The 26,514-nt window shown below is 30.3% G+C and carries 17 protein-coding genes and 1 pseudogene; 17 read left to right on the plus strand and 1 reads right to left on the minus strand.

The genetic code is table 11. The features are described 5' to 3' along the window. Nucleotides 1-702 precede the first annotated feature (702 nt). The 12 genes and pseudogenes from purE (at nucleotide 703) to AXE85_RS04535 (ending at nucleotide 17,246) form a co-directional block, all read left to right on the plus strand. Nucleotides 703-1,179, plus strand: coding sequence for a 5-(carboxyamino)imidazole ribonucleotide mutase (purE, locus tag AXE85_RS04480; RefSeq protein ID WP_062173399.1), 477 nt, complete (start codon nucleotides 703-705; stop codon nucleotides 1,177-1,179). Then, on the plus strand, nucleotides 1,176-2,222 hold the full coding sequence (locus AXE85_RS04485; RefSeq protein WP_062173401.1) for a 5-(carboxyamino)imidazole ribonucleotide synthase: 1,047 nt from the start codon (nucleotides 1,176-1,178) through the stop codon (nucleotides 2,220-2,222). Before purE ends, AXE85_RS04485 begins: the two co-directional genes overlap by 4 nt. Further along, entirely contained in the window at nucleotides 2,212-5,886 is a 3,675-nt protein-coding gene (locus tag AXE85_RS04490) for a phosphoribosylformylglycinamidine synthase (protein WP_062173403.1), read from the plus strand. The genes AXE85_RS04485 and AXE85_RS04490 overlap by 11 nt, the downstream gene beginning before the upstream one ends. A gap of 1 nt (nucleotide 5,887) precedes the next feature. Beyond that, nucleotides 5,888-6,595: a phosphoribosylaminoimidazolesuccinocarboxamide synthase gene (gene purC / locus AXE85_RS04495; RefSeq protein ID WP_062173405.1), complete on the plus strand. Its 708-nt coding sequence runs from the start codon at nucleotides 5,888-5,890 to the stop codon at nucleotides 6,593-6,595. Next, nucleotides 6,582-8,048 (plus strand): amidophosphoribosyltransferase, encoded by a 1,467-nt coding sequence (gene purF / locus AXE85_RS04500; protein WP_062173407.1) that lies wholly within the window; start codon nucleotides 6,582-6,584, stop codon nucleotides 8,046-8,048. Before purC ends, purF begins: the two co-directional genes overlap by 14 nt. Continuing rightward, nucleotides 8,032-9,036, plus strand: a complete 1,005-nt coding sequence (gene purM, locus AXE85_RS04505) for a phosphoribosylformylglycinamidine cyclo-ligase (RefSeq protein WP_062173409.1) — start codon at nucleotides 8,032-8,034, stop codon at nucleotides 9,034-9,036. Before purF ends, purM begins: the two co-directional genes overlap by 17 nt. Further along, nucleotides 9,033-9,596, plus strand: coding sequence for a phosphoribosylglycinamide formyltransferase (gene purN / locus AXE85_RS04510; RefSeq protein WP_062173411.1), 564 nt, complete (start codon nucleotides 9,033-9,035; stop codon nucleotides 9,594-9,596). The genes purM and purN overlap by 4 nt, the downstream gene beginning before the upstream one ends. Further along, nucleotides 9,593-11,113: a bifunctional phosphoribosylaminoimidazolecarboxamide formyltransferase/IMP cyclohydrolase gene (purH, locus tag AXE85_RS04515; protein WP_062173413.1), complete on the plus strand. Its 1,521-nt coding sequence runs from the start codon at nucleotides 9,593-9,595 to the stop codon at nucleotides 11,111-11,113. Before purN ends, purH begins: the two co-directional genes overlap by 4 nt. A gap of 2 nt (nucleotides 11,114-11,115) precedes the next feature. Continuing rightward, nucleotides 11,116-12,351, plus strand: a complete 1,236-nt coding sequence (gene purD, locus AXE85_RS04520; RefSeq protein ID WP_062173415.1) for a phosphoribosylamine--glycine ligase — start codon at nucleotides 11,116-11,118, stop codon at nucleotides 12,349-12,351. A 120-nt stretch (nucleotides 12,352-12,471) separates the two neighbouring features. Further along, nucleotides 12,472-13,776, plus strand: coding sequence for an adenylosuccinate lyase (purB, locus tag AXE85_RS04525; protein WP_062173417.1), 1,305 nt, complete (start codon nucleotides 12,472-12,474; stop codon nucleotides 13,774-13,776). A 56-nt stretch (nucleotides 13,777-13,832) separates the two neighbouring features. Further along, nucleotides 13,833-15,487 (plus strand): annotated as a pseudogene (locus AXE85_RS04530) (formate--tetrahydrofolate ligase). A 472-nt stretch (nucleotides 15,488-15,959) separates the two neighbouring features. Next, nucleotides 15,960-17,246: an adenylosuccinate synthase gene (locus tag AXE85_RS04535; protein ID WP_062173419.1), complete on the plus strand. Its 1,287-nt coding sequence runs from the start codon at nucleotides 15,960-15,962 to the stop codon at nucleotides 17,244-17,246. 116 nt (nucleotides 17,247-17,362) lie between these two features. Here the strand turns inward: AXE85_RS04535 and AXE85_RS04540 are convergent, their stop codons facing one another. After that, entirely contained in the window at nucleotides 17,363-18,214 is an 852-nt protein-coding gene (locus AXE85_RS04540; RefSeq protein ID WP_062173421.1) for an RluA family pseudouridine synthase, read from the minus strand. Between the two features lie 96 nt (nucleotides 18,215-18,310). Here AXE85_RS04540 and AXE85_RS04545 point away from each other — a divergent pair, with 96 nt between their 5' ends. From AXE85_RS04545 to AXE85_RS04565, 5 genes are all read left to right on the plus strand, one after another. Continuing rightward, nucleotides 18,311-19,342, plus strand: coding sequence for a threonine aldolase family protein (locus AXE85_RS04545; RefSeq protein WP_062173422.1), 1,032 nt, complete (start codon nucleotides 18,311-18,313; stop codon nucleotides 19,340-19,342). Between the two features lie 166 nt (nucleotides 19,343-19,508). Then, nucleotides 19,509-22,088 carry an ATP-dependent Clp protease ATP-binding subunit gene (locus tag AXE85_RS04550; protein ID WP_062173424.1) on the plus strand — a complete coding sequence of 860 codons (2,580 nt, stop codon included), beginning with the start codon at nucleotides 19,509-19,511 and terminating at the stop codon, nucleotides 22,086-22,088. A gap of 220 nt (nucleotides 22,089-22,308) precedes the next feature. After that, nucleotides 22,309-22,968, plus strand: coding sequence for an aspartate/glutamate racemase family protein (locus AXE85_RS04555; protein WP_062173426.1), 660 nt, complete (start codon nucleotides 22,309-22,311; stop codon nucleotides 22,966-22,968). Between the two features lie 145 nt (nucleotides 22,969-23,113). Beyond that, nucleotides 23,114-23,626 (plus strand): adenine phosphoribosyltransferase, encoded by a 513-nt coding sequence (locus AXE85_RS04560; protein ID WP_021752837.1) that lies wholly within the window; start codon nucleotides 23,114-23,116, stop codon nucleotides 23,624-23,626. Nucleotides 23,627-23,646: 20 nt separating this feature from the next. Beyond that, the gene (locus tag AXE85_RS04565) at nucleotides 23,647-26,508 is read left to right on the plus strand and encodes an insulinase family protein (protein WP_062173429.1); all 2,862 of its coding nucleotides are present in this window, start codon (nucleotides 23,647-23,649) and stop codon (nucleotides 26,506-26,508) included. The last annotated feature ends 6 nt before the right edge of the window (nucleotides 26,509-26,514 follow it).

Consider the following 26,514-nt stretch of genomic DNA (forward strand, 5'->3'; position numbering starts at 1 on the left):
GATTATATAGTGGGGATACAATTTTAAGAAATCCACCACGAAGAATAGCAACGAGCCTAATAGCAATGTTTGTAGTGGTAATAGAAAAATGATAAAGGTATTTTTTTGGAGAATTTTATGCGACAATTCTTTATTTATGAGTGCTATTTGCACATCATAAATATTAGAAGTGACGTATGCAAAGACACTAGTATCGTCAAAACCATAGGTTGCAGATGATACGTTAGTATCAACTGCTGACCCGTGGCAGTAGCTACTAACTAATCTTTTACTCACTTTGTTCGTAAAGATTAGAGTAGCCTTGCACACCTTAATTCTAGAATTAACCTAGGTTAGTTGTAGGCGTTCATACCACTACTGACTATTGCTAAAATATTTATAAAATAATATATACGTTTTAAAACGATAAAACAGAGAATTTTGTATATAACCATATATTAACCAATACAAATAATTATTTTAAAATATAAAATATTTAATTGTTAATAATTAATGTGTAAAATATATATTTTTTATTGAATATTATTATAAAAGTTCATATTATGAAATGAAATACTAAAAATAAAATAAAAAAATACGTTTTATACTTGATTTAATTTATATATGGGAGTATAATTTAAAATATAAACGGACATTAAAATTTATATTGTTAAGATATGTTATTATAAAACGGACGTTAGTGGTAAAAAAGGAGTTTAATGTATGAAAATAGCTGTTATTATGGGTTCAAACTCGGATTATAAAACAATGATAGAAACATGTAAATTATTAGATGAATTTGAGATTCCTTATGATAAAAAGGTTGTTAGTGCACACCGTACACCAAATTTATTGGTTAATTTTGCAAAAAATGCACGAACAAATGGTTATTCACTAATAATAGCGGCAGCAGGCGGTGCTGCTCATTTACCCGGAATGGTTGCATCAATGACAACTTTACCGGTAATTGGTGTTCCGATAAAGTCCAGTGTTTTAAGTGGAGTAGATTCTTTGTATTCTATAGTACAAATGCCGGCAGGTGTTCCGGTTTTAACTATGGCAATAGGTATTGCAGGAGCAAAAAATGCTGCAATAAGTGCTTTATCAATATTAGGAATTACTAATAAAAAATATGCTGATAAATATGAAGAATTTAAACGAGAACAAGAAAGAATAGTATTGGAAGAGATGACATTATGATTAAAACTATTTTACCGGAAAAAACTATAGGAATTATTGGTGGTGGACAGCTGGGTAGAATGTTGGCTATGAGTGCCAAGGAAATGGGGTATAAAATTGCTATTTTAGACCCGAGTTTTGATTGTTGCGCAAAACAATTCAGTGATATTTTTATTGAAGCATCGTTTGATGATACGGAAAGTATAGAAAAATTATGTAAGGTAAGTGATGTTGTTACATTTGAATTTGAAAATATTAATGCAATGGTATTAGAAAAATTAGAGGAAATATATAATATAGTTCAAAGTGCTGAGGTTTTAAAAATCACGCAACATAGGTACTATGAAAAAGAATTTGCTCATAAGTTGAATATTCCAACTGTTGATTATATTTATATTGAAGAAGACACAAATATTGATATAGAAAAAACTTATCTTATGAAAACCGTCCGCTTCGGTTATGATGGAAAAGGTCAAAAAATAATTTCTAAAAAAGAAGAGATTGAACAATATACAATTTTAGAAGAATTAATAACATTGGATAAAGAAATATCGGTTGTAGCTGTTAAAGATAAATTTGATATTCAAATAATTGCGGTTGTAGAAAATGAACATAAAAATAATATATTATTTCGTTCAAAAGTTCCGACTACCGCAACTGAAGAGCAAGAAAATTTAGCAATAGAATATACAAGAAAAATTTTGGAAAATATAGAATACTTTGGAGTTCTTACAGTAGAATTTTTTATTAGTAACGGGAAAGTAATTTTTAATGAAATTGCTCCGCGAGTTCATAATTCCGGACATATTACAATGCAATCAGCTACTAAGAGTCAATTTAGAGCTCATATTGAGGCTATTTGCGGTTTGCGTGTTGGCAAAATACAAAACAGAGAAACAACTTTATATAATATACTCGGTCAAGATTTAGAATATTTTAAAAATTTAATTACAAAAAAGCATGGTTTTTTACATTTGTATGAAAAAGAACCGCGTAAAAATAGAAAAGTAGGGCATATTAACTTTTACGGAAATATCATTTTAGGAGGTTATGATGAACAATAAACGAATTTTTGTCAAAAAGCGTAGTGGATATAATAAAGAAGAATTGCAACTTAAAGAAAATTTAAACTTAGAATACAATCTGGGACTGGAAGAAGTTAAGTTGTACGTTATTTATGATATTTATAATATAGATGAAAAAACATATAGATTGGCAAAAACTTCTGTATTTTCTGAAATTGTTGTTGATGAAGTATTTGAAAGTATTGAATTAGAAACCGGAAAATATTTCGCATATGAAGTGCTACCGGCTCAATATGATCAAAGGGCCGACAGTGCAGAAGAAAGTATTAAGTTGCTTGATGCAAAAAGTAAAACGACAGTAAGAAGTGGAAAACTAGTTATTTTTGACAAAAAATTAACCGAAGATGAACTAAAATTGATTGAGAATTATTTAGTAAATCCTATAGAAGCACGGAAAAAAGATTTATCTGTTTTAGAATTTAATCTAAACTCTGAGCCGACACCCTTAAAAAATTTAACAGGTTTTTTAGAGTTTACAAAAAAAGATTTAGAAAATCTAAAAAAAGAATTTTCACTGGCAATGAATATAGAGGATTTAATTTTTATTCAAAATTATTTTAAATCAGAAAAACGTAATCCGACAGAGACTGAAATTTATGTATTAGATTGTTACTGGAGTGATCATTGTCGTCATACGACTTTTGAAACTATTTTAGAAGAAGTTAATATCAAATCGGAATTATTTAAAAAAGAAATGCAAGACGCTTTTGATTATTATTTAAAAATTAGATCTGATTTAGGAAGAGAAGATAAACCTTTAACATTAATGGATATGGCTAGTATTATCGGTAAATATCATGTTAAAGTATTAAAAGATAAAAATATTGAAGTTAGTGAGGAAATTAATGCTTGCTCTTTCTTCACAACTATTAAAAATAACGGAGAAAATGAACGTTGGTTAATTCAATTCAAAAATGAGACGCATAATCACCCGAGTGAAATCGAACCTTTCGGTGGAGCGAGTACCTGTATCGGTGGTGCTATTCGTGATCCGTTATCAGGACGTAGTTATGTTTATCAAGCTATGCGTATTTCGGGTAGCGGAAATATTTTGCAAAAACGTGAAAATACGTTAGCGTATAAGTTACCACAAGTGGAAATAGCTAAAGGTACAGCACATGGTAATTCATCTTACGGTAATCAGATTGGTTTGGCTACTACTTTTGTTAGAGAGCTATATGATGACAGTTATGTGGCAAAACATATGGAAGTAGGTGCTGTCGTTGGAGCGGTTAAAGACGGTGATTATAAACGTGAGAGTTTAATAGCCGGGGATATTGTTGTTATGATCGGTGGACGTACCGGACGTGATGGTATTCAAGGTGCAAGTGGGTCAAGTCTTGAACATACTAATAATTCACTGGAAACAATGTCAAGCCAAGTACAAAAAGGTAATGCTCCCGAAGAAAGAAAACTACAACGTTTATTTAGAAAGCCGGAAGTAACGAAACTAATTAAAAAATGTAATGATTTTGGTGCCGGTGGTGTTTGTGTAGCCATTGGAGAGCTATCAGACGGTATAGAGATTCATTTAGATAAGGTTTTAACTAAATATCAAGGATTAAATGCAACGGAATTAGCTACCAGTGAATCACAAGAGCGTATGGCGGTGGCAATTGATAAGAAAGATTATGAAAAATTTATTAAAGAATGTGAAAAGGAAAATATTGAGTATTCTCACGTTGCAACTGTTACTGATAAACGTTGTTTGGAAATGTATTACAATGGGGAAAAAGTAGTAGATATGGGGGCTGACTTCTTAGAAACAGCCGGTGTTCGCCAATGTGCAGTAGCGACACTAAAAGATAATATGGGAGAAAATCCTTTTATAGATAAAAATGTATCAAGAAAAAATATTTTATCTGAATTGGGTGAGTTAAATGTTACATGTCAAAAAGGTTTAGCATCAAAATTTGACTCCTCAATCGGAGTTAGTACGGTGCTTATGCCATTTTCTGGAAAAAATAAACTAACACCGGTCCAAGCTAGTGTTCAGGCATTACCGACACTCCATTCAACAAGTGATACGGCAACAATTTTGACTTATGGATTTATTCCGAAAATTTCTCATTATTCACCATTTTTATCGTCTATATATGCTGTATTAGAATCGGTCGCTAAAGTATATGCAGTAGGAGGAAATACAGAAAGTCTTTACTTCTCATTCCAAGAATACTTTGAAAAATTGGGTAAAGATAGTACAAAATGGGGAAAAGTTACTCAAAGTTTATTGGGTAGCATTTATGCTCAAAAAGAAATTGGTCGTCCTAGCATAGGTGGTAAAGACAGTATGTCAGGAACGTTCAATAATTTAGATGTAGTTGAAACATTGATTTCATTTGCTTGTACTCCTATAAAAATAGAAGATGTTATAACGCCGGAATTAAAAACAATAGGTAATCATTTGTATCATATTCCTGTAATAAAAGATGAAAAAGGATACCCGAATATTAAAGAAACTTTAAAAAATTATGAAAAAATAGGTAGATATATTAAAGATGGAACTATTGTTTCAGCATATGTCCAAGAAGAAGGCAGCATAGTTGCATCGTTGGTTAAAATGTCTTTAGGTAATGATTTGGGATTTGAAGTAGCTAAAGATAACATTTTAAACTTTGATCCGGCATCACTGGTAGTAGAATCGATAAAAGAATTACCTTTTGAAAAATTAGGGGTTGTCAGTGAAAGAATAATCATTAATAATGAAGTATTTATGCGTACAGAAATATACGATGCTTATACTAAAACATTAAATGACATTTATCCAATATATCAAAATGAAGATAGAGGAACTGTTGAAAATCTACATACCGAACACAATAAAAAAGTGTACTATCCTCAATATGTAGAAGATGTAAAAGTAGTTATTCCAGTATTTCCGGGAACAAATTGTGAATATGATAGCGAAAGAGCATTTATAGAAGCGGGGGCTACCCCTACAACAGTAGTTATAAGAAATACCCGTAAAAATGATATTAATGAATCAATAGATGAGTTTGTGAGTGCTATTGAGAAGTCACATATTATTATGTTCCCCGGTGGATTTTCTAGTGGTGATGAACCGGATGGAAGCGCTAAATATATTGTTAACTTCTTAAAAAATATTAAAGTTAAAAATGCAATTCATAAACATTTAGCTGAAAAAAAATTAATTTTAGGCATATGTAATGGATTTCAAGCATTGTTAAAATCGGGATTAATTCCATATGGAGAAATTAGAGAATTAACAAAAGATGATTTAACTTTGTATCGTAATGATAGCTATGAACATATTTCCACAACAGCCTTTACACGTGTTGCCAACACAAATTCTCCTTGGTTACAAGATTTTAATATTGGCGAACAACATGAAGTTGTGTTCAGCCATGGTGAAGGAAAAGTAGTCGGAATAAATATTGAAAGATTCAAACATTTGATTGCTTTTCAATATAGCGACTTCAACGGTAATGCGACTTTAAACGGAAAATTTAATCCAAACGGTTCGTTATTGGCTACGGAAGGTTTAATAAGTGAAAATGGATTAATATTAGGAAAAATGGGGCATAGTGAGCGTTATGGAAAAACTCTATATAAAACTAATACAATAAAAATAAAACAAGATATTTTTAAAAATGGTGTAAATTATTTTAAAGGGGAAGAATAAAATGAAATTATTATATGAAGGAAAAGCAAAACAATTGTTCGAATGTGCTAATGATGATGAAATTTACGTTCACTACAAAAATAGTGCTACAGCATTCAACGGCGTAAAAAAAGAAGAGTTTGAAGGGAAAGGAGTTTTCAATAATACCATTACTTCATTAATCTTTGAATACTTAGAAAAAGAAGGCATCAAAACTCATTTTATAAAAAAAATAAATGAAACAGATCAACTTTGTAAACATGTAACAATTATTCCGTTGGAAGTAATAATTCGCAATATAGTTGCAGGCTCAATGGCTAAAAAATATGGTATTGAAGAAGGAAAAAAATTGATAAAGCCGATTTTTGAACTTAGTTATAAAAATGATGAGCTTAACGATCCGTTAATTAATAACGATCATGCCGTCGCATTGGAAATTGTAACGGAAGAAGAATTGGAAAATATAAGAATGCAAGCACTTAAAATTAATAGTTTACTCCAAAAATTATATTTAAAAGCCAATTTAATTTTGGTAGATTTCAAAATAGAGTTTGGTCGTGATAAGGATGGAAATATTATTTTAGCTGATGAAATTTCTCCGGATACTTGTCGCCTATGGGACAAAGATACAAATGAAAAATTAGATAAAGATAGATTTAGAAGAGATTTAGGTTCGGTGATGGAAGCTTATGAAGAAGTTTTAAGGAGATTAGAAGATGCGAGGGATTAATGAAGAGTGTGGTGTGTTCGGTATTTGGAATCATCCATCTGCAAGTAATGTTACGTACTTTGGATTACATAGTTTACAACATCGCGGTCAAGAAGGGGCTGGAATAGTTTCACGCGATAATAATACTTTAAGAGGGTATCGAGATTTAGGTTTGGTTTCAGAAGTATTTCGTGATAAGGAAAAATTAGAACATCTTGTAGGTAACAGTGCAATAGGACACGTTAGATATGCAACATCAGGTAACAATAGTATTCAAAATATTCAACCTTTCTTATACCATTTTTATGATATGAGTGTAGGCGTTTGTCATAACGGTAATTTAATTAATGCTAAAACTTTACGACGTGAATTAGAACAAGATGGGGCAATTTTTCACTCATCATCAGATACGGAAGTTTTAATTCATTTAATAAGAAGAAGTGGTAAATCAACATTTAAAGAACAATTAAAAGAAAGTTTACAAAAAATTAAGGGCGGTTTTACGTATTTGCTTTTAACAAAAGATGCTTTATATGGTGCAGTAGATCCAAATGGTTTAAGACCTTTAGCAATAGGAAAAACAAAGAACGGAGCATATGTGGCAGCTAGTGAAACCTGTGCTATTGATGTTGTAGGTGCAGAATTTGTTTGTAATGTCGGTGCGGGAGAGATGGTTATAATTGATGATGATGGAATTCGTATTGAAAAATATACCAATAACACTTTGGTAGCTATTGCTGCTATGGAGTATGTCTATTTTGCACGTCCTGATTCAAATATTGCAGGAATTAATGTTCACTCGGCACGAAAAAGAACCGGACGCCGCTTGGCTAAGGAACAACCAACTCCGGATGCCGATATGGTTATTGGAGTACCAAACTCATCATTATCAGCAGCAAGTGGCTATGCAGAAGAAAGTGGACTACCTTATGAAATGGGATTGATTAAAAATCAATATGTAGCTCGTACCTTTATTCAGCCAACTCAAAAATTGCGAGAACAGGGAGTTAGAATGAAATTATCCGCTGTTAAAGGCGTGGTAAAAGGTAAGAGTATTGTAATGGTAGATGACTCAATTGTAAGAGGAACTACAAGTAAACGTATTGTTCAATTACTTAAAGAAGCGGGCGCAAGAGAAGTACATGTAAGAATAGCCTGTCCTCCACTAATGTTTCCAAGTTTTTACGGAATAGATATTTCAACAACACAAGAATTAATTTCAGCTAATAAAACAATAACAGAAATTAAAGAAATAATAGGAGCTGATTCGTTGGGATTTTTAAGTGAAGATGGTTTAGTAGAATCAATAGGTCTTAATTATGATGCACCATATACAGGGTTATGTATGGATTGCTTCAATGGAGATTATTCGGCAGGGTTATATGATTATGAAGATAATTACATAAGTTCAATGACAGATATTCAAAAAAAATTTTTACAAGAAAGGGGTAAAAATAATGAGCAAAAAATATGAGGAAAGTGGTGTTAGTTTACAAGCCGGATACGAATCGGTAGAACGTATAAAAAAACATGTAGAACGTACAAAAAATTTGGGTATGATGTCAGCAATCGGGGGATTTGGCGGAGCATTCGATCTTAGTGCTTATAACTTTAAAAATCCCGTTTTAGTAAGTGGAACTGATGGTGTAGGAACTAAATTAAAGTTGGCATTTGAATTGAATATTCATAATACTATCGGTATTGATGTAGTGGCAATGTGTGCCAATGATATACTTGCTCAAGGCGCAATACCTTTGTTTTTCTTAGATTATTTAGCTGTTGGGAAAAATTATCCTAAACAGGTAGAAGCTATTGTTGAAGGTGTAGCTGAAGGTTGTATGCAAGCCAATTGTGCTATAGTTGGTGGAGAAACAGCGGAAATGTCCGGTTTTTATGAAGATGGCGAGTATGATATTGCAGGTTTTTGTGTCGGTGCACAAGAAAAAGAATTGTTACTTAATCCCGAAAATACTAAAGCCGGACAAGTAGTTATCGGTTTAGCATCTAGCGGTGTTCATTCAAACGGTTTTTCATTAGTAAGAAAAATCTTAAAAGATAATAATATCAGTTTAAATGAAAAATTTGAAGATAGTACAATAGGGGAAACTCTTTTAACACCTACAAAAATATATGTTAAAGAAGTTTTAACGGTTCTTAAAGAAGTAAAAGTAGCAGGAATTGCTCATATAACGGGAGGGGGCTTTCATGAAAATTTGCCACGCTGTTTAAAAGATGGCTTAGGAATGAAAATTATCAAATCTTCTTATAGCGTACCAAAAATTTTTAACTTTCTAGCAGAAAAAGGTGGTATAGACGAAGAAGAAATGTATCATATTTTTAATATGGGTGTCGGTATGGTACTTGTAGTAGAAAAAGAAGATGTAGGAAAAACTTTATCTTTATTGGATAATTCCTTTGTTTTAGGAGAAGTAACTAATGAAAGTGGAATAAAAATAATATGAAGAAAGTAGCCATTTTTGCATCAGGAACAGGTAGTAATTTTGAAAAAATAGCGGATGATAAACGTTTAAAAGAAAAAATGGTAATAGAACTATTAGTATGTGATAAAAAAAATGCTGCAGTTATTAAAAAAGCACAAGCTAGAGGTATTCCAACCTATGTTTTTTCTGCAAAAAATTTTTCGACAAAACAAGACTACGAAAAAGAAATTTTTGAAAAAGTTAAGAATTTTGATTATATCTTTTTAGCAGGATATATGAGAATTATCTCTCCATACTTTTTAGAAAATTATAAAAAAACAATCTTAAATCTACATCCGTCATTGTTGCCAAAATACAAAGGGAAAGACGCCATTAAACAAGCATTTAATGCAAGAGAAAATAAAATTGGTATAAGTATTCATTATGTAAATGAAGAATTAGATGGTGGTAGGGTAATAGCCCAACGTTCGTTAAAAGTATCAAGTGACGATACATTAGAAACAATAACTGAAAAAATCCATAAATTAGAGCATGAACTTTATCCAAATGTTATTTTAAAACTATTAGAGGAGGAGCTATGACAAAAAGAGCATTAATTAGTGTAAGTGATAAAACGAATATTGTAGAATTTGCGAAAGGTTTAGAGAAATACGGATATGAAATTATTAGTACAGGAGGAACATTTACTCATTTAAAAAATAACGGTGTTTCATGTATAAGTATTGAAGATATAACACATTTTCCTGAAATTTTAGAAGGACGTGTAAAAACACTGCACCCTAAAATTCATGGAGGATTACTTTCAAAACGTGGGAACAAATTACACAATAAGCATATAAGAGAAAATAATATAGAATATATAGATTTAGTTTGTGTAAATTTATACCCTTTTGAACAAACGATAAAAAAAATTGATGTAACTGAAGAAGAAATTATTGAAAATATTGATATTGGTGGCCCCAGTATGTTAAGAAGTGCTGCAAAAAATTTTAATGATGTGGTTGTAGTAACTGATATTGCTGATTACGATAAAATTTTGAAAGAATTAGAAAATGGTAGCATTTCTTTATCAACACGACGTTCTTTAGCAATAAAAGTATTTAATACAACAGCAAGTTATGACGCAGCTATTGCAAATTATTTTAATAAAAAAGATAGCTTAGTTCCGGAAAAATTAACAATTTCGTATAAATTACAAGATACTTTACGTTATGGAGAAAATCCGCATCAAAAAGCACATCATTATGTTCAAAATAACAATGAAAGTTATGCACTGCACAATGCCGTTCAATTACATGGCAAAGCGATGTCTTACAATAATATTCAAGATGCAAGTGCTGCATTAGATATATTGAATGAATTTGATGAAACTACTTGTATTGCTGTTAAGCATATGAACCCTTGTGGTGTTGCTGTCGGTAAAGATGTTTTTGAGGCGTATAGTCGTGCTTACGAGGCAGATCCTGTATCAATATACGGTGGTATTATTGCGATTAATGGAGTAATCGATATTCGTACGGCTGAAAAAATGAGTAAAACTTTCTTGGAAATTATTTTGGCTAATGATTATGAGAAGGAAGCGTTGGATATATTGACTAAGAAGAAAAATTTACGTATTTATAAGTTAAGCGAAAAAAACAATAATTCAGTTGAACAAATTAAAAGTGTTCGTGGAGGCATACTGGTTCAAGATTTTAATGACAAACTTGCTGATGAATATATAGATGTAACTTATAAAAAAATTACCGCTGAACAACAAAAAGATATAGAATTTGGGTTAAAGGTAGTAAAACATGTAAAATCAAATGCTATTGTGGTAGTGAAGAATTCTCAAACTTTGGGAATCGGAGCAGGACAAATGAATCGTGTCGGTTCATGTAAAATTGCTCTTGAGCAAGCCGGAGAAAAAGCAAAGGGTGCAATTTTGGCATCAGATGCGTACTTTCCAATGCGTGATAGTGTAGATTTGGCAGCTAAATATGGAATTTCAGCAATAGTTCAACCGGGAGGTTCTATTCGGGATCAAGAAAGCATTGATGCTTGCAATGAGAAAGGAGTGGCAATGGTCTTCAGTAAAATTCGCCACTTTAAACACTAATTATGGCAAAAGTATTAATAGTCGGTAATGGCGGAAGAGAACACGCTATTGCATATAAACTTTATAAAGAGGGTCATGAAATATTTATGACAGAAATTAATCCTGCGGTCGAAGAGTTTGGAACGTGCGTAACAATAAATGAAGACCAAATACCAAGTTATGCAAAAGAAAACAATATAGACCTAGTATTTGTCGGCCCGGAAGTACCATTAGTTAATGGACTTATTGATAAACTTCAAGAAAAAGATGTTCGTGCTTTTGGACCAAGTAAAAAAGCTGCACAATTAGAAGGAAGTAAAGTATTTTCAAAAATGATGATGAAAAAATACGATATTCCAACTGCTAAATATGAAAGTTTTAGTGATTATAAAAAAGCTAGTGAATATTTAGCTGAACAACAAGTGCCTATAGTTTTAAAAGCTGACGGTTTAGCAGCAGGTAAAGGTGTTATTATTGCGAATACTTTAGAAGAAGCACAGTATGAATTAAAAGAAATGATGTGTAATTCCAAGTTTAATTCAGCAGGTGCTAAAGTCGTAATTGAAGAATTTCTTCAAGGAGAAGAATTTTCATTAATGTGCTTCGTTTCGAATAAAAAGGTTTATCCAATGGAAATTGCACAAGATCACAAGCGAGCTTTTGATAATGATCAAGGGTTAAATACCGGAGGGATGGGAGCTTATACTCCGCTGAAAAAAATCACTGTAGATGACATAAAAGAAGGAATTGAAAAAGTAGTTCAACCTATTGTTAATGCAATGAGTGACGAGGGGATGCCATTTTACGGCATTTTGTATGCCGGGCTTATGAAATGTAAAAACGGTATTAAAACTATTGAATTTAATGTTCGTTTTGGAGATCCTGAAAGTGAAATATTATTACTGAAATTAGAGAGTAGTTTGTATGATATTGCTAACAATGTGATTGATGGAAAAGATATTGAACTAAAATGGAACAGTGATGCATTTATCGGGGTGGTAATGGCAGCTAAAGGTTATCCGGAACATAGTGAAAAAGGTGCAATAATTAAAGGTTTAGATAAAGTATCGACACCCGTTTTTCACATGGGAACAAAAAAGGTATCCGGTGAAATTGTTATAAATGGCGGACGTGTTATATTAGTATGTGCAAATGGAAAAACCTTGCAAGAAGCACGAGAAAAAGTATATAATGAAATAGAAAAAATAGAATGTAAAGAACTATTTTTCAGACGAGATATAGGTCATTTATCCTTATAAAAAATGTGTTAGTATATTAGTTTATTATTGATGTTAATAATTTTTAATATACATAATAATTGTGATAAAGTTGATTGTTTATCCCACAGTATTTTTATTAATGGCAGGAGATTATTTTAAATGATTGAAAGATATAGCAGAGAAGTAATGCGTAATGTTTTCAGTGATGAAAATCGCTTTAAAGCATATTTAGAAGTTGAATTATATGCTACCGAAGCATGGAGTGAACTAGGAGTTGTTCCGAAAAAAGATGTGGAAAAATTATTTACCAATGCAAAATTTGATTTAAAAGGAATTTTTGAATTGGAAAAAGAAACAAAACATGATATAGTAGCTTTTACTCGCAATGTATCAAGTTACTTAGGTGATGAAAAAAAATGGATACACTACGGTTTAACATCAACAGATGTAGTTGATACTGCATACGGATATTTATATAAACAGGCAAACGATATTTTGTATCAAGATTTATTAAAATTTCAAGAAGTATTAAAAGAAAAAGCATTGCAGTACAAATTTACTCCATGTATTGGACGTACTCACGGAGTTCATGCCGATATAAGTAGTTTCGGATTAAAGTTTGCACTATACTATGATGAATTTAATCGTCATCTTAAACGTTTTAATGAAGTAAGAAAAATCATTGAAGTAGGGAAAATTTCCGGTGCAGTAGGAACATTTTCTAATACGCCACCGGAAGTACAAGACTATGTATGTAAAAAATTAGGAATAGAGTCAAGTAACATTTCGACACAAACTCTACAACGTGACAGACACGCTGATTACTATGCGACATTGGCATTAATTGCAAGCTCTATTGAGAAAATAGGGGTAGAAATTCGTCACTTGCAAAGAACAGAAGTTCGTGAAGCAGAAGAGTTCTTTTCAAAAAATCAGAAAGGTTCCAGTGCAATGCCACACAAACGAAACCCTATTTCAAGTGAAAATATGGCGGGTTGTGCCAGAATTATGCGTGGTTATATGCTAGCTGCTTATGAAAATATTCCTTTATGGCATGAACGTGATATTTCACATTCAAGCGCAGAACGTATTTTAAGTAATGATGCAACAACATTGTTAGATTATATGTTAAATCGTTTTACAAATGTTGTAAAAAATCTGACAGTATTTACCGATAATATGATTAAAAATATTTATGCAACTAATGGGGTTATTTTTGCTCAAAGAACTATGAGTAATCTAATTAAAAATTATGGATTTTCTCGCGAAGAAGCATATGATTTAGTACAACCGTTGGCAATGAGATCATGGTTCGAAAATATTCCATTTAAACAATTATTAGAAGAAAATGAAATTATTCAAAAAACGGTATCAAAAGAAATATTGGACAGTTGTTTTGACCTAAATGTTCATTTGATAAATATTGATAAAATTTATAAACGTGTCCCGGGATTGGAAGAATAATTTAAAACATCGTGATTTATATAAAAAATAACCCTTATAGAAAAGAGGTATGATAAATGAAATCAGATTTTCAAATTTCAAATGAATGTAAAAAACAAGATATTAAAACAGTGGCAAATAAATTAGGAATAAGTGAAAATGATTTGATTTTATATGGTAATTATAAAGCCAAAATTCAAACAAAAAATATAAAGAAAAATATTAAAGAGGATGCTAATTTAATCTTAGTAACTTCAATCAACCCAACATCAAGTGGAGAAGGTAAGTCAACTGTTACCATAGGGTTGTCAGATGCTCTAAATAAAATTGGTAAAAAATCGTGTGTAGCGTTACGTGAACCGTCATTAGGCCCTGTATTAGGGAGAAAAGGTGGTGCAGCAGGTGGAGGATATGCACAGGTTGTTCCTATGGAGGACATCAACTTACACTTTACCGGTGATATGCACGCTATTACAACCGCTCATAATGCAATAGCAGTTCTTGTTAATAATCATGTATTTCAAGGTAATGAACTTGAAATTGATAAAATTATTTTTAATCGTGTAATGGATATGAATGCACGTGATTTACGTCATATAAAAATCAATGTAGGAACAGAATTGGAACGTAGAGATGGTTTTGATATTACAGTTGCCAGTGAAATTATGGCGATTTTATGCCTATCAGAAAATCTTGGTGATTTAAAAGAAAAACTAAGTAATATATTAGTAGCTTATAATAAAAAAGGAGATCCGGTATATCTTAAGGATTTGAAGATTGAAGGGGTTATTACTTCTCTGTTAAAAGATGCAATTAAACCTAATATTGTTCAAACGTTAGAAAATAATCCGGCTATTATTCATGGAGGTCCGTTTGCGAATATTGCTCATGGCTGTAACTCAATTTTGGCAACAAAAACAGCTTTGAAATATGCAGATTACGTTATTACAGAAGCGGGATTTGGAGCAGACCTTGGTGCTGAAAAATTTTTAAATATAAAATGTCGTAAGGCAGGTCTTAATCCGAAAGCTGCTGTAGTTGTGGCTACTATTAAAGCATTAAAACTTCATGGTGATATTGAAGAAAAAAACTTAAAAGAAGAAAATTTAGAAGCATTGGCAAAAGGGGTAAAAAATTTAGAAAAACATATTGAAAATTTACGAAAATTTAATTTACTGGTTATAATAGCCCTAAATGTTTTTATTACTGATACAGTAAAAGAACTGGAATTTTTAGAAAATTGGGCAAAAGAAAAAATGTTGAATTTTCTCGTGTAGAAGTTTGGGAAAAAGGTGGCATAGGCGGAATAGATTTAGCTGAAAAAGTAGTAAAAGTTGTAGAAAGTAATGATAAAAAGTTAAAATTACTGTATAAAGACGAAGTATCGATAATAGAAAAAATCGAAACTATCTGTCGTGAAATCTACGGTGCAGATGGTGTAAATATTACTGATGAAGTAAAAGAAGAAATAGAAAAAATCGAAAAGTTAGGTTTCGGAAATTTACCGGTTTGTATGGCGAAAACACCATTATCACTTTCTGATAATTCAAAATTGAAAGGTCGACCACATGGATTTAATATTACAATCAGTGATGTAAAACTACGTAGCGGAGCAGGATTTGTGGTAGCGTACGCTAATAAAGTACTGACAATGCCGGGATTACCAAAAGTACCAAGTGCATTAAATATCAATATAGATGAAGAAACAGAAACAATTTTAGGAATATTCTAAAATAATTAATCAAATAAGTATAATATAGAAAGTAGAACCGGAAAATAAAGTAGCTCTGTGTCAAGTATGGGGTATGAGAAAAAATAAGGATAAAATGCTAAGCAACATGATGTTGCTTAGCATTTTTCAAATAGTTTTTTAAACTCCAATTCATTTCTATATATTATTGTATAGTGTATATCACGATCTCCTTCGTAGTTAGATTTAATATAGTATCCAACTCCTATATAATATACTAGATATAAATAGGAAATGATATTTTAATATTTCGTATTTATTTAAAGTAATTTATACACAGTTTATATATAATAATCGTTTTTTATAATAAAAATAACAAAAAAATTATGTAAATTCACTTTTATATTATATTTTACACAATTTTTTATAAAATTATAAAAAAATGTTCGCAAATATCCGTATTTGTGGTATAATAATTAATGGAAAAAATAATAGCTTTCAGGAGGCACAACTAATGTCAATAATTGTAGTAGTAGGTTCACAATGGGGTGATGAAGGGAAAGGTAAAATCACCGATTTTTTAGCAGAGCGTGCTGATGTTATAGCACGTTATCAAGGTGGTAACAATGCAGGACATACAATTAAGTTCGACGGTAAAACTTATAAACTACAACTTATTCCATCCGGTATTTTTAATGATGAGAAATTATCTGTTATAGGTAATGGTTTAGTAGTTGATCCGAAATGGATTTGCGGTGAAATTAACCGTCTAAAAGAAAGTGGTGTAACATGTAACGGTTTAAGGATTTCTAACAGAGCACATGTAGTATTGCCATATCACTTGAAACTTGATGAAGTAGAAGAAGCAAGACGTGGGGACAACAAAATAGGTACTACTAAAAAAGGTATCGGGCCATGTTATGTAGATAAGTATAAACGTTGTGGAGTACGTATTGCTGATTTATTAGATAAAGAATTATTTAAGAAAAAATTAGAACAGAATCTGAAAGAAAAAAATGAAGTATTTGAAAAAATTTACGGTGTTGATGGTTTTACAGTTGAAGAAATTTTTAACGAATATTTTGAATACGGAAAACAGTTAGCACAATATGTTACCGATACATCAAAAGTGTTAGGAGATGCTCAGAAAGAAAGAAAAAATATTTTATTTGAAGGAGCACAAGGGGTAATGCTTGATATTGACCATGGGACATATCCTTATGTTACATCATCAAATCCAAGTGCCGGCGGAATTACTATAGGTAACGGTTTTGTTCCGACAAACGGTTTTAAAGTCCTTGGCATTTGTAAAGCATACACTTCTCGTGTAGGTGACGGACCATTTCCAACAGAATTATTTGATGAAGTTGGGGATACAATTCGTGAAGTGGGACATGAATATGGAACGGTAACAAAACGTCCACGTCGTATAGGTTGGTTTGACACTGTTGTAATGCGTCATTCAGCACGTGTGTCAGGTATGACAAACTTATCGGTCAACTGCCTTGATGTATTGTCAGGTCTTAAAGAAATAAAAATCTGTACAGCTTATGACTATAAGGGAGAAATTTTAACAGAGTATCCTGCAAATGAAAATATTATAAAAGATTGCAAACCAATTTACGAAACATTATCAGGTTTTAACGAAGATATTACCGGTATATCATCATTAGAAGAACTACCTACCAATGCAAGAAAATATTTAGAAAAAATTGAGGAATTGGTGGGTGTAAAAATTTCCGTATTTTCAACCGGACCAGATAGAACACAAACGCACTTGTTAGAAGATTTGTGGAAATAAAAAATTAATGTAATTGTATGGTAAATACGAGATATAAAAAGGAAATCAACCTCTAAAACTTATCTAAGTTTTAGAGGTTGATTTTAAAGAATAATCTCATATAAATTTTATACACATTATAAATAAAATTCATCTTCTAATTGTGACATAATAGTAATATTTTTATTAGTAATCGGGTGTTTAAATTCGACTTTGAATGCTCCTAAATACATTTTATCGTATTTATATCCATCATTAGAATACAATCTGTCACCTATAATCGCCGATTTTAAATGTGCTAGATGAACACGAATTTGATGAGTTCGTCCTGTATCCAATGAAAGTGTAATAACATAACGTTCATTACCTATTTTTTTACAGTTAAGAATATGAGTTACTGCTGATTTTCCGTTATGAACAACAACCATTTTATTTTTTTCACGTCTATCACGACCGATATTTGTTTTAATAGTCTGCGGAGTGAGATTATTTTTTATTAACGCATTATAATAACGTTTTATTAAGCGTTGTTCCAACATTAAATCAAGTTTTGCCTTTACAAAAGGGGTTTTAGCAAAAATAACAAGTCCACTCGTATCAACATCTAAACGATGTATCGGCTCAAGATATATATAATCACTAATCAAGAAGTTAACAAGTGTATCATTTTCTACATCAATATCATTAGGGTGCGTTTTCATTCCAGCCGGTTTCGATACTACAAGAAAATAATCATCTTCATATTCTTTAATAATATCTAATGAAGTATTTACGATATATTTTGATTGTACAAAAAATATATTAATAATTAATATATCATCTTTTTTTAACGGTGTATTTAAAGTTGCAGGTTTTTTATTAATTATTATAGTTTCTTTATTGTGATGGCTATTCATGCGAATGGCGTGAATATTTTTTTTAGATAATTTTAGGAAAATTTTTAGGTATTGTTCTACATTTTGGTAACTATGTAAAATTTTAAAATTCATATTATACTCTTTCTACTGTTTATTGATTAATAAGTTTATTTATTATATAATATTTTTTGGATGATATAAACTAAAAAGGATATAAGGAGATACTAAATGACATTATTTTTTGTAAATGATTATGGAAGAGGTGCTCATCCAAAAATATTAGAGCAACTTACCCAAACAAATTTAGAATCAGAATATGGTTATGGAATGGATAGTTATAGTGAACTAGCAAAAGAAAAAATTCGACTTGCATGCGAAAAAGAAGAGGCTGAAATTTATTTTTTAGTCGGTGGAACACAAACAAACGCTGTTGTAATAAAATCTTTACTACGTTCTTATGAGGGAGTAATTGCAGCAAATACAGGACACATCAGTACCCATGAAGCAGGCGCAATTGAATACACAGGACATAAAGTAATAGAACTACCTAATTATAATGGTAAATTAAGGGCTGAAGATGTGGAAGAGTATTTTGATACATTTGGCAAAGATGCCAATCTTATGCATATGGTAAAACCCGGTATGGTTTATATCTCATATCCTACGGAATACGGAACACTATATAATAAAGAAGAATTAACAGCACTGCATACAGTATGTAAAAAATATAATGTACCTTTATTTGTAGACGGCGCACGTTTAGGTTACGGTTTAATGGCTAAAGAATGTGATATAACATTTAAAGAATTTACTGACTTGTGCGATGTTTTCTATATCGGAGGAACAAAAGTAGGAGCATTATGCGGAGAAGCGGTTGTTTTTACTAATAAAACCATAATACCGGCAAATTACATAACAATTATTAAACAAGCAGGGGCATTGTTAGCTAAAGGTAGACTTCTTGGTGTACAATTTGATACATTATTTACCGACAATTTATATTTTAATATAAGTAAACATGCTATCGAAATGGCAGAGTTATTGAAAAAAGGTTTAAAAGATAAAGGTTATAAATTCTACATTGATTCACCTACTAACCAACAATTTATTATTATGGAAAATAGTAGAATGGAAAAACTTAAAAAAACCGTTCAATTTGCAAAATGGGAAAAATATGATGATTCACATACAATTATCCGCTTCGTCGTAGATTGGTCAACTAAAAAAGAAGATGTAGAACAACTAATAAAAATATTATAAAATGTAAAAATTAAAAATTAAGCATTAATTTTGCTTAATTTTTAATTTTTTTTTAAAAAAATCATTGTCAAAAAAGGTCAAAAGTGATATAATTGGATTAAGGTCAAAAAAGGTCAAAATAATTGATCTTTTTTACTAAATATAAAATAATTTAAGGAGATTTACTATGGATATTAATAGTTTTACAAATAGTGTTAAAGAAATATTAGCAAAATCTTCACAACAAGCAATAGAGAAAAAAAGTCAAAGTATTACGAGTGAAATGTTTCTTTACGAAGCATTATCTGGTAATAATTTATATAGTGATATATTAGGAAGAATAAATATTGATAAAGCAGGATTATTGAACGATTTAAAAAATGAAATCAATAAAATAAGTGCCGTAGACGGAGAGAATATACAATATGGTGGTTATTTAAGTAATGATTTAAATGTTTTATTAGTAGAGGCTGATAAATATAAAAACAAATATGAAGATAAATTTATCTCATGTGAGCATATAGTGCTGGCAAGTTATGTAAAAAATAGTATTGTAAAAAAATATGTGGATAAAGTAGCAACATTAAAAGAATTGTCAATTATAATTGATGATATCAGAGGAGGGAAAAAAGTAATGAATGAAAATCCTGAAAATAATTACGAAGTATTAGAAAAATATGGTCGAGATTTGGTAGACGAGGCGAAAAACGGTAAAATTGACCCTGTTATCGGACGTGATGAAGAAATACGTAATGTAGTACGAATTTTATCACGTAAAACAAAAAATAATCCTGTGTTAATCGGAGAACCCGGTGTAGGTAAAACGGCGATAGTAGAAGCATTAGCACAGCGTATTGTTCGTGGTGATGTACCGGAAAGTTTAAAAAACAAAACAGTATTTGAGTTAGATTTAACCAGTTTGGTAGCCGGAGCTAAATATCGTGGTGAATTTGAAGAACGTTTAAAAGCCGTATTAAAAGAGATTAAAGAACAAGAGGGGAAAATTATATTATTTATCGATGAAATTCATATGTTAGTCGGAGCCGGTAAAACTGACGGCGCGATGGATGCGGGTAATATTTTAAAACCGATGTTGGCGCGTGGAGAATTGCACTGTATAGGGGCAACCACTCTTAATGAATATCGCCAATATATCGAAAAAGATTCAGCGTTAGAACGTCGTTTCCAAAAAGTATTAGTTAAAGAACCGACTGTAGAAGACACTATTTCAATTTTACGTGGTCTTAAAGAACGTTTTGAAGTTTATCACGGAGTAAAAATTTCTGATAGAGCAATAGTAGAAGCCGCCGAATTATCTAATAGATATATAACCGATAGATTTTTACCGGATAAGGCTATCGATTTAATTGACCAAGCATGCGCAACAATAAAAACGGAAAATTCTTCTAATCCTGCTGAACTGGATACTATTAATCGTAAAGTGATGCAATTAGAAATTGAAGAAAAAGCACTAAGTAGTGAAGATGATGAAATTTCACAAAAACGTTTGTTACACTTACGTGAAGAATTAGCAAATTTAAAAGAAGAACAAAATGCTTTACAATTACAAGTTGATAATGAAAAAGAAAAATTATCGGCAGTTAAAAATTTACGTGAAAAAATTGATAAGGTAAAATTGGAGCTAGAACAAGCACAAAATAGCTATAACTTAGAAAAGGCATCAGAGTTGCAATATTCTACCTTGCCAAAATTACAACAAGAATTAAATGAATTGGAAGAAAAGTCGAAAACAGAAGAATATAAACTTTTAAAACAAGAAGTAACAGAAGATGAAATCGGTTTTATCGTAAGCCAAATGACAGGTATTCCTGTAACACGTTTGGTCGAAACAGAAAAAGAAAAATTACTACATTTAGCAGATACAATCCATAAAAAAGTAATTGGTCAAGATGAGGCGGTAGAGAGCGTTACAAATGCAATCTTACGTTCACGTGCAGGAATTGCAGATCCAAATAGACCAATAGGTAGTTTTTTATTCCTTGGTCCAACCGGTGTAGGTAAAACAGAACTAGCTAAAGCATTGGCGCTTAATTTATTTGATGATGAAAAAAATATCGTTAGAATAGATATGAGTGAATATATGGAAAAACATTCAGTAAGTCGTTTAATAGGAGCACCTCCGGGATATATTGGATATGAAGAAGGAGGACAATTAACAGAAAGTGTTCGTCGTAATCCATATAGCATTATTCTAATGGATGAAATAGAAAAAGCTCACCCTGATGTGTTTAACATCTTGCTTCAACTACTGGATGAAGGTACGTTAACAGATTCTAAAGGTGTTGTCGTAGATTTTAAAAATACTATAATTATAATGACATCAAATATAGGCTCATTAGAACTATTAGAAGAAGTTAAAGATGGACAAATTAGCGAGCAAACACGTAAAAATGTAACTAATCAACTATATGCTTACTTTAAACCGGAAATTCTAAATCGTATGGATGATATTATTATCTTTAAACCGCTTACTCAGGATAATATTAAAGGTATAGCAAATAAATTATTAAATGAGTTGGTTGTTCGTTTAGAAAATAAAAATATTATATTAACTTATACAGATCATGTGGCAGAGTGGGTTGCAACAGCAGGTTTTGACATAAAATTTGGTGCAAGACCGCTTAAACGTTTCATTCAAAGTCAAATTGAAAATAAACTGTCAGTAGAATTAATTCGCCATGGTATTGAAGATGGTATGGAGATTAAACTTGATTATAATAATGAATTATTAATTAATATAAAATAATATAAAAATAATTTCATTATATCGGAGATATTTAGAAATATTTATCTCCGATTTTTTATTAGATAAATCAATTAATATTATAAATTAAAACAGATGTGGTATGAAATTATAGAATAAGTATAAAAAATGGATTTCTCTAAATTATGAATTTTACTTTTATTTTTTTATCTTTTTATAGTATAATCATATCAACGATTAATCATAAGTTAGGAGGAATATTATGAAAATAGCAGTTATGGCAGGAACACCAGTTGATACAAATTTGGGAGCAGAATTATTAAAAAAGCATGGTTATAATAATCTTGTTGCCATACCAATATCGAAAAATCCGATTGAACAAACAACATTTCAAGCAATGAAAAAAATAGAAAAAGAAAAAATAATTATTGGATATATTAAAAAGTTAAAAATTCAAAATTGTACTAAAATTTTTGTTTATTGCAACTCACTTAGTTCCGCTATTAATTTTGATGAATTATCAAAGAAATACAATGTAACAATAATAACTCCTATGCAGATGTATCGCACTCTTGGGCTTGAATATCGTAATCTAGCGGTTATAACAGCTAATTCTCACGGTTTAGTAGGCGTTGAAAATAATCTTTATGTCGCTAATCCCGAATTAAAAATATTAGGGATAACAATGTTAGAACTTGTCAAAGCAATAGAGGAAAAACAAAAACCTGATGAAATAGTTACTAAATTTAACTTTATACATTTATTAAATTATTTTGAACAGATGCAGGTCGAAGCAATTGTGTTAGGATGCACACATTTTCCTTATATAAAAAATGAATTAAAAAAAATAACGTCATTACCTATTATTGATGTAGGTTTATATATGGTGAAAAAACTAAAGATAAATACTTCGAAAAAATAACATATCAATATAACTTGCCGCTTTGTCAATTAAATAATATTTTTCGTATACCGCCTTATTTTTGGCACTTGTTAAATTGCTTATTTGCTTAAAATATAGTATAATGTATTAGTTAAGAAAACTTTTAGGAGAACAAGTAAAATAGATGAATTTAGAAAAATATATTTCAATCGTAGAAGATTGGCCAAAAGAAGGAATAAGTTTTAAAGATATTACAACATTAATGGCAGATGGTGAAGCCTATAAATATGCAACTGATCAAATTGTTAACTATGCAAAAGAAAAAAAAGTAGATGTAGTAGTCGGACCGGAAGCTCGTGGTTTCATTATTGGTTGTCCGGTTGCATATTCATTAAAAATAGGATTTGTTCCGGTGAGAAAACCTAACAAACTTCCACGTGAAGTAATTAGCTATAAATATGATTTAGAATATGGAAGTAACACATTAACAATGCACGCCGATGCTATTAAACCCGGGCAACGTGTTTTAATTACCGACGATTTACTTGCAACCGGCGGTACTATTGAAGCATCAATAAAATTAGTAGAACAATTAGGAGGAATTGTAGTAGGTATTGCATTCTTAATTGAATTAGACGGTTTAAACGGAATGGATAAACTAAAAGATTATGATGTACTTACATTATTAAAAATGTAATCTACTACTAAAATATTAATATGACATTTGAACTAAAAGAAACAAAATATCTTAAGAATATAAATACCAATGCCTATGTTTATGAACATAAAAAGACAAAGGCAAAATTAATTTTTCTGGAAAATGAGGACATAAACAAAAGTTTCAGTATAGCATTTAAAACTATCCCTTATAATGACAATGGTATTTTTCATATTTTAGAGCATTCTGTTTTATGTGGTTCAGAGAAATATCCGGTAAAAGAACCTTTTGTAGAATTACTAAAAGGTTCTTTTAATACATTTTTAAATGCTTGGACATTTCCTGATAAAACTATGTATCCGGTAGCCTCTAAAAATGACAAAGATCTTGAAATTTTAACTGATATTTACCTAGATGCTGTCTTTAATCCAAAATTAAAAACAAATAAGAATATTTTATCTCAAGAAGGATGGCACTATCATTTAGAAAGTGTTGATGATAAATTAACTTATAAAGGTGTTGTTTATAACGAAATGAAAGGTGCTTATTCTTCTGTTGATGAAGTCCTTGATGACTATATATCACAAGCGTTGTTTACAAAAACACCTTATCGTTATTCATCCGGCGGTAAACCGGAAGCCATTCCCAGTATTACATATAAAGAATTTATTGATACATATAACTATAATTATCATCCAAGTAACAGTTATATTGTTCTTTACGGTAATTTAAAAATTGATAATTATCTTATAAAAATTGATAATTATTTAAATAATTATGAGTATAAAGATTACAGTAATTATCAAATAATCTCACAAAATGAATTTTCTGATAAAGTCTTTAGACGTACTTATTTTAATGAAAAAACTAATAATAAAGGGTATGTTGCATATAGTTATATATTGGGAGATAGCAATAACAGCATAGAAATAGATAATATAGATATTATTGATGATATTTTATTGGGAAGCAGTAATACGGAATTTAGAAAATATTTTATTGATAATAATATTTGTGAAGATGTATATAGTTACTTGCATAAAGATCGCAAAGAAGCTGTATATAATATTATCTTTAAATATGTAGATGATAATCAGCTTAGTAAATTAGATAAACTTTATAAAGATACCTTAAGTAGAATAATAACAGCCGGATTTGATTACGAACAAGTTCAGGCTACAATTAATAAAAAGAACTTTTCCGTTAAAGAGGAAATTAACAAAACCGGCTCTCCTAAAGGAATATCTTATGCCGTAAAAATTATGCGCGCTTGGAATTATGGATACGATCCGTTAGATAGTTTTGATATTGATAAAGTTATTAATAATATACAGAAAAACTGCGATAATAAACACTTTGAAAAAATAGCCAAAAAATGGTTATTAGATAATGAAAAATCAAGTATAGTTGAACTTTTACCGGTTGATAAAAAAGAACAAACGGAAAAAGATCTGGTCTCTTATCAGAAAACTTTATCTGCTGAAGAAATAAATGACATCATTAAAGAAACAAACGATTTGAAAGTTTGGCAAGAAACACCGGATAGTGAAGAAAATTTGAGAAAAATAAAAAGTGTTGATGCAAAAACTGTAGAATTAAAAAATCCACTGGAAAAAACTGAGATTGAAATATTAAAAGATGTTACATATTCACATTTTGATACAGTAACTAACGGCATTTCTTATTCAAGATTATTATTTAATATAACGGACTTTACCATACCACAGTTACAATATTCTTCGCTATTAACTTATTTGTTATTTAATCTAAATACTAAAAATAAAACAGAATCCGAAATAATAAAAGAAATTGATTTCAATTTAGGTAATATTAGTTCAAGTATTGAGATTTTTAGAGAATTTGAAAGTGAACGTTGTTCAATTAATTTTATAATAGGGACAAAATATCTTGTAGAAAAATCAAAAAAACTATTTGATATTTTAGAAGAAACTACTTTAAACTTTGATTTTGAAAATAAAACATCTATATATAATGTACTATTAGAGCTTAAACTTATGCTTGAAAATAGATTTAAACAAGCAGGGCATAGTTTCGTATCAAAACGACTTATCAGTTATTATACCGTTCAAGGTGCTTTGGCTGAACAGATTTCAGAATATAATTTCTATTTATTTATCGAAAATTTAGTAGCTAATTTTGAAACTGAGTTTGAGAATATAAAAGAAAACCTAGAAAATATTACCAAATTAATTTTTAACAGTTCACGACTTTTAGTTAATTTTGTTGGTAATGAAAGAGAATATAAAAACTTTAAAAAAAATATTTCTAAATTAGTAAAAAAATTTCCAAACAATATTAATGATCAAGGTGGATTTAAAGTTGAATTAAAAGATAAAAATTATTCAGAAGGTTTTTATTTTGACACATTGGTTCAATATGTAGGCGTTGGTTATAATATTAGTAGCTATTCCGGAGCATATTTGGTATTACGTCATATATTAAACCTTGATTATTTATGGAATAATGTTAGAGTTAAAAATGGTGCTTACGGTGCCGGAATGATTATTAATAATTATGGAAATTTCGGTCTGTGGTCATACCGTGATCCGAATTTAGAGGAAACCTTAGAAACTTATTATAATATTTATAATTATATTAAAAATCTTGAAATAGATGATAAAACTTTAAATAAATACATTATCGGTACACTTAACACTCTTGATACACTTATGTCACCAAATGCAAAAGCATATTATTCTTTAACTAAATATCTTACGAACAGTCCAAAGGATTTTTATGAAAAAATTGTTAATGAAGTCAAAAATACTACGGTTTCAGATTTACGCCAAATTGCAGAAGAATTTGAAAATATTAGATTTTCGCATAAATGTATTATAGGTTCAAAAGAAAAAATAACTGAAAACAAAAAATTATTCAATAAAATAATAGAATTAAACTAAGAAAGG

Origin of the sequence: Gemella sp. oral taxon 928 (assembly GCF_001553915.1) — a bacterium.
Taxonomy (GTDB): domain Bacteria; phylum Bacillota; class Bacilli; order Staphylococcales; family Gemellaceae; genus Gemella; species Gemella massiliensis.

Excerpts from the sequence above, each read along its gene's own strand:
- purE (WP_062173399.1), top strand. The coding sequence starts at position 703 with ATGAAAATAGCTGTTATTATGGGTTCAAACTCGGATTATAAAACAATG.
- AXE85_RS04485 (WP_062173401.1), top strand. The coding sequence starts at position 1,176 with ATGATTAAAACTATTTTACCGGAAAAAACTATAGGAATTATTGGTGGT.
- AXE85_RS04490 (WP_062173403.1), top strand. The coding sequence starts at position 2,212 with ATGAACAATAAACGAATTTTTGTCAAAAAGCGTAGTGGATATAATAAA.
- purC (WP_062173405.1), top strand. The coding sequence starts at position 5,888 with ATGAAATTATTATATGAAGGAAAAGCAAAACAATTGTTCGAATGTGCT.
- purF (WP_062173407.1), top strand. The coding sequence starts at position 6,582 with ATGCGAGGGATTAATGAAGAGTGTGGTGTGTTCGGTATTTGGAATCAT.
- purM (WP_062173409.1), top strand. The coding sequence starts at position 8,032 with ATGAGCAAAAAATATGAGGAAAGTGGTGTTAGTTTACAAGCCGGATAC.
- purN (WP_062173411.1), top strand. The coding sequence starts at position 9,033 with ATGAAGAAAGTAGCCATTTTTGCATCAGGAACAGGTAGTAATTTTGAA.
- purH (WP_062173413.1), top strand. The coding sequence starts at position 9,593 with ATGACAAAAAGAGCATTAATTAGTGTAAGTGATAAAACGAATATTGTA.
- purD (WP_062173415.1), top strand. The coding sequence starts at position 11,116 with ATGGCAAAAGTATTAATAGTCGGTAATGGCGGAAGAGAACACGCTATT.
- purB (WP_062173417.1), top strand. The coding sequence starts at position 12,472 with ATGATTGAAAGATATAGCAGAGAAGTAATGCGTAATGTTTTCAGTGAT.
- AXE85_RS04535 (WP_062173419.1), top strand. The coding sequence starts at position 15,960 with ATGTCAATAATTGTAGTAGTAGGTTCACAATGGGGTGATGAAGGGAAA.
- AXE85_RS04540 (WP_062173421.1), bottom strand. The coding sequence starts at position 18,214 with ATGAATTTTAAAATTTTACATAGTTACCAAAATGTAGAACAATACCTA.
- AXE85_RS04545 (WP_062173422.1), top strand. The coding sequence starts at position 18,311 with ATGACATTATTTTTTGTAAATGATTATGGAAGAGGTGCTCATCCAAAA.
- AXE85_RS04550 (WP_062173424.1), top strand. The coding sequence starts at position 19,509 with ATGGATATTAATAGTTTTACAAATAGTGTTAAAGAAATATTAGCAAAA.
- AXE85_RS04555 (WP_062173426.1), top strand. The coding sequence starts at position 22,309 with ATGAAAATAGCAGTTATGGCAGGAACACCAGTTGATACAAATTTGGGA.
- AXE85_RS04560 (WP_021752837.1), top strand. The coding sequence starts at position 23,114 with ATGAATTTAGAAAAATATATTTCAATCGTAGAAGATTGGCCAAAAGAA.
- AXE85_RS04565 (WP_062173429.1), top strand. The coding sequence starts at position 23,647 with ATGACATTTGAACTAAAAGAAACAAAATATCTTAAGAATATAAATACC.